This is a genomic window from Thalassolituus sp., assembly GCF_984348125.1.
The window spans coordinates 136518-142519 of record NZ_CFHJLR010000007.1; the positions used below are offsets into that span (position 1 = coordinate 136518).

Below are 6002 nucleotides of genomic sequence, written 5' to 3' on the forward strand. Positions count from 1 at the left end.
TGCCAGAATAAAAAGGGAGCTATGCTCCCTTTTTTTGTGTCTGCCCTCCAAGGAAACTAATCATGTCTTTTAATCTGCTGCTAGCTTCCAGCTCACCGTATCGGGCAGAGCTTCTTAAGCGTCTGCATATTCCATTCAGTCAAGCATCGCCAGACATTGATGAGACGCCACTTGCAGACGAAACACCCCAGGAGTATGTGTTGCGTCTGGCTAAGGAAAAAGCACGAGCATTACACACCCGTCATCCAGACAGCTGGATTATCGGCAGCGATCAGACCTGTGTAATCGACGGCCAGCCGGTGGGCAAGGCAGGTACAGAAGAAAAAGCACTTGGGCAGTTAAAGCGTGTTAAAGGCCAGAAGATCACTTTTCTAACAGGCCTCTGCCTGCTGTCACCAGCGGGCGATGAATACACGCTGACGGAGCCTTTTCATGTGCACTTCAATGATCTTTCGGATGAAGCCCTGAAACGCTACATCAGTATCGAACAGCCGTTAGACTGTGCCGGTAGTTTCAAAGTCGAAGGATTAGGGATCACGCTCTTTTCAGCGCTGGAAGGACGGGATATGAACGCCCTGATCGGGCTGCCTATGATAGGCCTGTGTGAATTAATGCGTCAGGCAGGTTTAGAGCCACTGGCATTAGCGGAGGCCTGAGCCTCCACCCGCCAGCATGGATCACTTGTTCTGCATCGGCAGGCCTTTAAACAGGCGCTGTAGTTGCATGTCGGCTTCATCGATACCGAGTTCTTCAGAAACGGTAAACTCCCAGATGCCGTTGAATTTCTCGCGAGTAAGGTCTTTCGCTTTACCGCCATCACCAACGATCGTTGGGCGCAGGAACACCATCAGATTACTCTTCACCTGATTCACGCTCTTCGAGCGGAACAACCAACCCAGCAAAGGAATATCTCCCAGCAGCGGCACCTTGCTGACAACTTCGCGTACGTCATCACGAATCAACCCACCCAGCACGATGGTTTCACCGTCATCAGACAGAATCATGGTTTTGATTGAGCGCTTATTCGTGATCAGGTCGGCACTACCCGCAACGGTCGTGTTTGAAACCGATTCCGCAGTTGCTTCAACTTCCAGGCGAATCGCTTCACCATCATGAATGTGAGGAATCACTTTCAACGTCACACCCACATCCTGGCGGTCAATGGTCGTGAACGGGTTCGTGTTGGTGCTTGATGCCGTCTGGCCAGTCACGAACGGAACGTTCTGACCAACAACAATCTCAGCTTCCTGGTTATCCAGTGTCATGATGCTCGGCGTTGAGAGCAGATTGGTTGAAGAGTTACTCTTCAGCGCCTGAATAATCACACCAAAATCAATATCACCACCCGACTCTTTAAAGCCACCAATGGTCAGGCCTTGCCCAACGGCAGAAGCATAGTCACCTGTGGCCACACCGGTAGCGATGGTCGCAAGGCCCGGTCCAGCGTTGTTGAAATTCGTGCCTGCAACCGGAGAATCCAGATCACCACGTACCCACTGAACACCAAGAGCATCGCTGGTATCGCCAGTTACTTCAATAATTGCCGATTCGATCAGCACTTGTGCACGACGCACATCAAGGGAATTTACCAGCTCCTGTACTTCTTTCAGGATGGAAGGCTCAGCACGGACAACCAGAGCGTTCAGGTCTTCGTCGGCATGAATACCAATATCACCTTTAACTTTCGCTTCGTCACCAGAACCTGACGCTTCACCCATCAGGTTCTTCAGCATTTCCGCCAGCTTGGTTGCGTCGGCATATTGCAGGCGGATCACCTGAGCGCTGCCGCTGAAATATGACGGCTGGTCAAGCTGTTCGATCAGACCACGAATACGTTCACGCGCCGTTTTCTCGCCCTTGATAATCAGGCGGTTACTGCGCTCATCGGCAACAACACGAATGCTGCCTGCTGTATTGTTGTTATCCGTCGTGCCCTGCGACACCTTAGAAGGATCAAGGCTCTGCAGCATGGTAACGACATTGCCCACCCAGGCTTCTTTCAGTTGAACCACTTCCAGTTCTTCTGAGCCGGAACGGTCCAGTCGGTCAATAATTTCTTCGATGCGGTTAATGTTGATCGCATGGTCAGAGATGATCAGTGCATTCGCGGATTTCACGCCAGCAAGGTGACCGTACTTGGCCACCAATGGACGCAGAATAGGCACCAGATCCAGCGCCGGCGTATTCTTGATCATAATGACTTTGGTCAGCAGCTCCTGACTGTCGACCGCCGCACGTTCTTCAAGGCTGCGGCCGGCCTGCTTCACATCATTCTGCTGAATGACCAGAGTGACATCGCCCGCAGGAACAGCAGCGAGGCCATGGATCTGCAACACGGATAAGAAAAGCTCATACACGCCTTCCTGATTCATTGGCTCGCTGGAGAGCACACTGACTTTGCCCTTAACCCGTGGATCAAGAACAAAGCTCTTACCAGTAATATCAGCAACCTGACTGATGAATGCCTCAATATCGGCATCCTTCAGGTTAATCTGCCAGCTTTCCTCTGCTTGCAGCGGCATAGCCATGCCTGCCATCAGCAACACGGCTATCAGCCAACGTCTGAGCAACATCAGTTCCGAGCTCCAAAACTCTGATTAATCATAAAACGACTATTGCCGCGCTGAACTTCAATCTGCGCGCGGCCTTCCTGCATCACCTGATCAAGTAACGCCTGATCAGACGACGCGTCTCCCAACTGCTGCCCATTAATGGAGAGCAGAACATCGCCGGGTTTCATTCCGGCTTTCAATAATATTGAGCTGTTATCAACCCGATAACCTTCACCAACGCCCACAGATTCAAGCCCCAGACCGTCGATCACGGCTTCTGGTGATTCTGTCGCGGCTTCACTGGCAATGCCCATAAAGTCAGACGGACGACGAATACGGCTGAAACGATCACGAAGCTGAGAAGCGCGTTCTTCACGTACCTCGCGTGGCGCTGGTTCCGGTGCACGGGCAGAAACACCAACACCACGCGCTGAGAACTCTTCAAACTTCAGAGTCTCCAGCTTACCCGCGGTATCAAGAATCACTTTATCGGGATACACACCTGCCAGTTTGGTTCGGCCCTGAACCACATCACCCACACGGTAGAAATCACCCTTCCCGCCTTTCTGAGCAATGATCGCACTCGACATTTCGGCCGTGCTCGACTGCATGACACCGAGAAGCTCGAGGCGTAGGCGGGTATCCGGTGCATCTACTTCTTTTACAGCCACGACGGGCTCGGCACCGACTTCACCAAATAAGTGGTATTGTGCGGCACTGACCTGAGGCGTTTTAGCGGCGGAGGACTGCCCTGCCACAGGTGCTTTCAATATAATTGGCTCGGGTGCCAGCACCATCCAAAAGATCTTCGCCAGTAGCCAGGCCGTCAACAAGGTGAGCACAACGTACGCAAGGCGCTTCGCCCAGCGTTGCCACGGGGTCAATTCAACAGACTGATTCACTACAGCGACCATCGTTTATCAAAGCGCTCAGGTTATAGAAACTTCTGCGACACTTCAAAAATAACCGTGTCTGCATCTGCTTGTTTGTCAGGCCAGCTCTGACCTGCAATATCCACGGCACGACGCAGTACTGTCATGCCCCCCCAACCGTCTTCCTGAAGAAATAGCTGCCCAAGAGGTTCACCATCGGCTGTCGCCACAGGCACAGTCACTTTAGGCCCGTCCATAACGATGTTCGCCACCAGCATCGGGAGTTCAGTATCAATTGACTGGCGCTCTACGCGTGCACGAAGCTGACCGCCCGAATACACCAGCTGTCCGGAAATATCGTTGATGCCCTGATCGGCAATGGAGATATCTGCATTGAGGCGGCTCAATTCAAAGCTGCCATCAAGATTCGCCCGTGCCTGCATTAACAGAGGCGCCAGTGCCGACGAATCCAGATAACCATTCAGATCTTCAATAATGACGCGTTCAGGCAAGCCTGCGTATAACCCTGTTGCCTGTGCTGCACCTGTCAGGCGAATGTTTTCGCCTTCGGCGTTGATAGCCAGGTCTGCGTTGCCGAGCAGCAGCGACAGCGGGCTTAATTCCCAATCAGCGGCAATCGTACCGGCCTGAGGCACACCAACATCCGCGCGACCTTGCCACAATGTGCCAGTCGGATTCTGAATCCGCACAGGCAAGTCCCGGGCGTAGGGCTCGGCGTATTTCCAAAGGAAGTGGATAGGTGTGGTAGCAACCACTATCAGGATGAAAGCCAGCAAACCAAGCAGTATGTACCACTTTGCTGACCATACGGCACGCAGCATAATTTTTATTCTGTCCTTGTTTCCGGTCGGACATTCTACCAGCAGGGGATGTAAATTTAACCTGACTTCAAACAGATGGCGTAAATAATGGTCAACCAGCCTGTGTATTCAGACACAATAAGAGCAGGTTAACAGGGTTTTATGACAGCCGTGTAACAAAAATGTCTTTTTTGATCCGGCTTCAGGAGCCCCCGATCAGTTCAGCCGCGGGGGTTAGTTTGAGCTTAAGGGAGAAGGCACGATCACCACTGATCAGTCGCAGCTTCTGAGGGCGGGACAGTTTCTTCACCTGCCTCTCAGCCCGCAGCGCATCTCCATGCGCACCAGCGACCGCGACGAAACGCAAAGCCAGAGGCCCTTTGCCCCTCAGAAAACGCGCGGTGCGGCTACCATTACTGCAATGCTCTTTGAAGCGACGGCTTACATCCAGCGTGATCCCGCAGTAGAGATGCCCGCTGGCGGTTTCTATCAGGTACAGATACCAGAGGTCGGTTTTGTCGACGCTACCGACTTGATCCATCGTTGTTTTCTCTGCCACCGCTTTACCGTATGGTGTGCCGCAACTCATAAGTTTTTACCGGACAACCGCATGCATTCTGTTTTCCGTGATCCTATCAGTGGCCTTACCCATCTGGCCGGGGCTGTTTTTGCCATTGTTGCACTCGGTATTCTGATGGCAAGAGCCGCGATGTACGGCGAAGTCGTACATATTGTCTCATTCGCAGTTTTCGGCGCAACACTGTTTCTGATGTTTGCAGCCAGCGCTCTGTACCATCTGATTCACGCGTCAGAGCAGGTGATTCTCTGGCTCAAACGCATCGATCATATTGCGATCTTTCTGTTAATTGCCGGCACCTACACCCCTTTCTGCCTGATCCCTTTGTACGGCAATACCGGCCTGATCTTACTTGTTGCCGTCTGGAGCTTAGCGCTTGCAGGCATCGCTCTGAAGCTGTTTTGGATTTCAGCGCCACGCTGGCTATCAACTCTGATCTATGTCGGTATGGGCTGGCTGGTCGTGTTCGCGTTTGAGCCAGCCATGGCGCGCGTACCCGAAGGTGCTTTATGGTGGCTGCTCTTCGGTGGTATCGCCTACTCTGTTGGTGCCATCGTCTATGCGCTGAGGTGGCCTGACCCATGGCCACGCTGGGTCGGTTTCCACGAAATCTGGCATATCTTCGTCATGGCTGGCGCTTTCTGCCACTTCTGGGCCATCGCCTTTCACCTGTCCCATGTTCCGGTGGGGGCTGGCGTATGAACGCGAACGGACTCTACATCAACCACAGAATTACCCTCCCCTGGGCTGAAATCACCCTGAAAGCTATCCGGGCACAGGGCGCCGGCGGTCAGAACGTAAATAAAGTGGCGTCGGCCATTCATCTTCGTTTTGATGTGCGACGCTCGTCGCTGCCTGAAGATGTGAAAGAAGACGTGCTCAAACTGGATGACCAGCGCCTGACACAGGACGGTACTATCATCATCAAAGCACAGCGTTTCAGGACACAGGAGAAAAATCGGGAAGATGCCCTGCAACGGTTACAGCAGCTGATTCGCTTTGCTCTTCAGAAAGATAAGCCCAGAGTAGCAACACGACCAACGCGTGCGTCGCAACGCCGGAGAGTCGATCAGAAAGTTCAACGTGGCCAGGTCAAAGCCTTGCGCGGCAAAGTTCAGTAGCAGGGTTCAGTAGCAGGGTTCAGTAGCAGGGTTCAGTAGCAGGGTTCAGTAGCAGGGTT

Annotated in this window: 7 protein-coding genes; 3 read left to right on the plus strand and 4 right to left on the minus strand. The window is 52.9% G+C overall.

The window, feature by feature from the left end:
* The first annotated feature begins 62 nt into the window (after positions 1-62).
* On the plus strand, positions 63-656 hold the full coding sequence (locus AC5E51_RS07285) for a Maf family protein (RefSeq protein WP_068435128.1): 594 nt from the start codon (positions 63-65) through the stop codon (positions 654-656).
* A gap of 21 nt (positions 657-677) precedes the next feature.
* Here AC5E51_RS07285 and gspD read toward each other — a convergent pair whose 3' ends face one another.
* The 4 genes from gspD to AC5E51_RS07305 form a co-directional block, all read right to left on the minus strand.
* The gene (gene gspD / locus AC5E51_RS07290; protein WP_068444636.1) at positions 678-2573 is read right to left on the minus strand and encodes a type II secretion system secretin GspD; all 1896 of its coding nucleotides are present in this window, start codon (positions 2571-2573) and stop codon (positions 678-680) included.
* On the minus strand, positions 2573-3454 hold the full coding sequence (locus AC5E51_RS07295) for a type II secretion system protein N (protein ID WP_491778376.1): 882 nt from the start codon (positions 3452-3454) through the stop codon (positions 2573-2575). Before AC5E51_RS07295 ends, gspD begins: the two co-directional genes overlap by 1 nt.
* A 32-nt stretch (positions 3455-3486) precedes the next feature.
* Complete coding sequence (gene gspN, locus AC5E51_RS07300; RefSeq protein ID WP_297531148.1) at positions 3487-4266, minus strand: type II secretion system protein N; 780 nt, start codon at positions 4264-4266, stop codon at positions 3487-3489.
* 181 nt (positions 4267-4447) lie between these two features.
* The gene (locus AC5E51_RS07305; protein ID WP_491778377.1) at positions 4448-4834 is read right to left on the minus strand and encodes a GIY-YIG nuclease family protein; all 387 of its coding nucleotides are present in this window, start codon (positions 4832-4834) and stop codon (positions 4448-4450) included.
* A gap of 21 nt (positions 4835-4855) precedes the next feature.
* On the opposite strand from AC5E51_RS07305, the gene trhA reads away from it, so the two are divergent.
* Positions 4856-5524 (plus strand): PAQR family membrane homeostasis protein TrhA, encoded by a 669-nt coding sequence (gene trhA, locus AC5E51_RS07310; protein ID WP_301181661.1) that lies wholly within the window; start codon positions 4856-4858, stop codon positions 5522-5524.
* Entirely contained in the window at positions 5521-5943 is a 423-nt protein-coding gene (gene arfB / locus AC5E51_RS07315) for an alternative ribosome rescue aminoacyl-tRNA hydrolase ArfB (RefSeq protein ID WP_068444646.1), read from the plus strand. The genes trhA and arfB overlap by 4 nt, the downstream gene beginning before the upstream one ends.
* Positions 5944-6002: the final 59 nt, after the last annotated feature.